Annotated in this window: 3 protein-coding genes; all 3 read right to left on the bottom strand. The window is 64.3% G+C overall.

The annotated features are described in order from the left end of the window. Positions 1 to 94: 94 nt before the first annotated feature. Positions 95 to 1,087, bottom strand: a complete 993-nt coding sequence (locus VG320_RS01020) for a beta-ketoacyl-ACP synthase III (RefSeq protein ID WP_327198327.1) — start codon at positions 1,085 to 1,087, stop codon at positions 95 to 97. A gap of 67 nt (positions 1,088 to 1,154) precedes the next feature. Beyond that, the gene (locus tag VG320_RS01015) at positions 1,155 to 1,484 is read right to left on the bottom strand and encodes an acyl carrier protein (protein WP_327198326.1); all 330 of its coding nucleotides are present in this window, start codon (positions 1,482 to 1,484) and stop codon (positions 1,155 to 1,157) included. 87 nt (positions 1,485 to 1,571) lie between these two features. Beyond that, positions 1,572 to 3,506, bottom strand: a 1,935-nt coding sequence (locus VG320_RS01010; protein ID WP_327198325.1) for an acyltransferase domain-containing protein, incomplete at its 5' end; no start/stop codon positions are given.

Here is a 3,506-nt window from a genome sequence, read left to right as displayed (position 1 = left end):
CTACGGGGAGCCTTCTGGCTGCTTCTAGACAAGGCGCGCGGCGGCCCACGCACGTGAGACGCCGCGCGCGACTTCACGCCGGTGATAGCGTGCCTTACCAGCGGATCAAGGCCGATCCCCACGTGAAACCGGAACCCATGGTCGGCGTCAACACCAGGTCGTTTTCCTTGATGCGTCCGTCGGCAACGGCTTCGCTAAGCGCAAGCGGAATCGACGCCGCCGACGTATTGCCGTGATGGTCAACCGTAAGCACGACCTTTTCCATCGGCAGATGAAGCTTTTCTCCCAGCGTCTGCACGATGCGCTGGTTCGCCTGGTGCGGCACGACCCAGTCAATATCGTCCTGGGTCAGACCGTTCGCGGTGAGGGCTTCCTGCGAGGCCTGGGCAAGATTCACGACGGCATGCAGGAACACTTCCCGGCCCGCGAGATGCATCGAGCCCGCGGTCTGCGTCGACGACACGCCGCCGTCCGTCTGGATCTTGTCCTCGTGCCGTCCGTCCGAATGCAGGTGCGTGGAGAGGATGCCGCGCGGCGCATCCCCCGTGTAACGCTCAGCGCGCAGAACCACGGCGCCCGCACCGTCACCGAACAGCACGCAGCTATTGCGATCGTACCAGTCAACAACGCGCGACATCGTTTCCGCGCCGATCACCAGTGCGGTGCGCACCTGGCCCAAGCGGATCATATTGTCGGCCACGGCAAGCGCGTACACAAAGCCCGAGCACACCGCCTGCACGTCGAACGCCGCGCCGCCGTGCATGCCGATAGCCGCCTGCACGCGCACCGCCGTCGCCGGCATGGTGCGATCGGGCGTGCACGTGGCGAGGACGATGAGATCGACGTCGGCGCCGCGAATCTCCGCGTGCTGGAGCGCCGCCTTCGCCGCGCCGATCGCAAGATCGGAGGTGTTCTCGCCGCGCGCCGCGATGCGCCGCTCCTTGATGCCGGTGCGCTGCGTGATCCACTCGTCCGAGGTGTCGACCATGCGCGCGATGTCCAGATTGGTCATACGGCGCTCGGGCAATGCCGAGCCGCAGCCGGCAACGCGTGACATCCAGATGCCAGCACGATTGATTTGCGACATCGTAAGTACTCCGTTTAATTTCGACGACACGCCGGGCGACCTGCCGATTCGCTCCGGCGCAGGCGATTTACCAGCTTCCAGCGTTGACAGCGTCGCTCAACTCCGTGTCATCGTTCGCCTGCGGCCGGATAAGGGAGACAAGATGGTCGGCTAGCGATGCGAAGGTCGGATAGTCGAACAGCACCGTCTCGTCGATCTTGATCTTGAGCCGGTCTTCAAGGAAGAACGCGAGTTCGACCGAGTGCATCGAATCGAATCCCGCATCGGCGAAGGTCTGATCAAGATCGGTAGGTACTTGCAACTTGTTGGCCTCGGCCCACTCCTGGATCCAGGCAAGAACCGCCTGCGCGGTCACGTTGGTTCCGTTGACGGTTGCAGCTTGAAGATGGTCGCTCATGACATCGATTTCCTAAGGTCAGATAGAGGAAAGCACGGGCGCTGCCAGCGCGCCCTGCCTTATGCGGGTGAAGCGGAACACGTTGGCCTACGCGGGCATTGCCCGCACGAGCGTCGCGCGGTCAATCTCCCCTGCGTCGGCACGGCTGGCAAACCAGGCGGCCAGGCACTGCACGGAGGGCTCGCGCACGATGGAGTTGTGATCGTCGTCGAACACGTGCACCGTGACGCCACCGCGCGTCAGTGCACGAAGATGCTGCGCCGTCTGATCGCTCGACACACCGTTGGCATTGCGCGCCGCAAGCGCGTATTCGATGCGCGTACGCACCTGTTGCGAACGATGGCGCACCAGAGCCAGTGCACTCACCGCGTGCAGACGCGCGAGATGCGCGAACATGGTGGGATGGGCGCGGCGTCGAACCTCCGCCAGATAGAAGTCATGGTCGAGCATTGCATCGAAGCGCGCATCCTGGAGCCATCGATCGACAACCTCAGTGTCATCGATCGATTCGAAGTCACTCGCAAGCTGGCGCACCCGCGTGCAGAACGCGCCCTCGAACATCGGACTATCGATCATCAGCAAGGGCGGCGCGAGCTCGCCCTCGCCCTCCCATTGCGCGACCATTTCGTGCGCGACGATCCCGCCAAACGACCAGCCGCCGAGCACATCGGGCAACTTTCCGTGCGTAGCGAACAAAGCCGCGCGATAACGCGTCGCAAGCTGCGCGATCGGCAGATACACCGGGACGCGCTCCTGATCCGCATAGGGATGGCGCAACGCCACGATCGTCGGGTCGCGCTGCCACGCGGCGGCGAGATCCTCGTAGCAGAGCACATCGCCGCCAACCGGATGCACGAGCGCGATGAGGGGCCCGCGGCCCTCGCGCAGCGTAATGACAAGCGACGGATCACCACTTGTTTCAGGCGCGTTCTTCGCATCGTTGGCCACCGCGCCGGACAACGCGCCATACCAGGCGGCCAGGCTAGCGATCGAAGCGCCACGCGCGAGCATCGAAATGGGCGGCATCGTGCCGAAGCGTTGATGCAGCCGCACGCGCAATTCCGTCAACGCGAGCGAATCAAGGCCTTGACTGACAAGCGAAAGTTCATCGACGAGGTTGATGCTATCGGACGCGACCGAGGACGCCATTGCGCGCAGCGTCGCGAGCAGAGACTCGGCGTTCGCGGTTGGAACGCCTTCGTTCGTCGCCTGCGCGATCTCGCCGTTCGCAGCGGTATCGACGCTAAGTTGTGTGGCCCGACGCGTGGCAGCGCTGCGCGCGATGTCGGGAAAAGGCAGTTCGAATCGCTCGGTATCGAAGCAATAGCCGGGTGCTTCAGCGGGCCGTGGCGCGTTGCCGTAAAGCTTGCTCCACGTGATCGTCTGCCCCGCGCTGTATAGATGCGCGCAGGCGTGCGCAAAGCCGGTGTTTTCGCTTTCGTCGTCACCTTCCGGGCCATCGGCAAGCGACGAAATCGCCGCTTGCCAGTCGCCGCCGCAAGCCGTGCGCGCGAGGCGCGAGAGCGCCGCGCCGGGTCCGACTTCGACAAACAGCGTGTTGCCGTCGCACGCTGCCAGTAGAGCCTCGTGAAAACGCACCGGCTGCTCGACGAGATCAAGCCAATGATCGACGGTGGCAATCGAGCCGGTCGCAAGCGCGCCGGTGAGCGTGGACACGATCGGGATCGCGCAAGGCGTGAGCGTCAAGGGTTCGAGTGCCTGCTGGAAGGCCTCGCGCATTGAACGCAGCATCGGCGAATGACCAGGCGTGCCATAGGTTTTGAGCAGCGACACGCGTTTGCCTGCGGCCACCATCGCTTCCTGCACCCTCGCGACCGCTTCCTGCGTGCCGCTTACGACCGTCTGCTCCGGCCCGTTGATGCCTGCCACGAACAGATCCGAGCCGAATGCAAACTGCGCGCGCAGTTCATCGGCGCCAAGCGCGATCGCGAGCATCGCGCCCGCAGGCGTGGCGCTATCGAACAGACGCCCGCGCGCTTCCACCGCCTTGACGCCATGCGC

Source organism: Paraburkholderia sp., assembly GCF_035948235.1.
Lineage (GTDB): Bacteria > Pseudomonadota > Gammaproteobacteria > Burkholderiales > Burkholderiaceae > Paraburkholderia.
This window is presented reverse-complemented; position numbering and strand designations above follow the sequence as displayed.

Bases quoted from the DNA above. Each gene is read 5' to 3' on its own strand.
- VG320_RS01020 (WP_327198327.1), bottom strand. From the start codon at position 1,087: ATGTCGCAAATCAATCGTGCTGGCATCTGGATGTCACGCGTTGCCGGC.
- VG320_RS01015 (WP_327198326.1), bottom strand. From the start codon at position 1,484: ATGAGCGACCATCTTCAAGCTGCAACCGTCAACGGAACCAACGTGACC.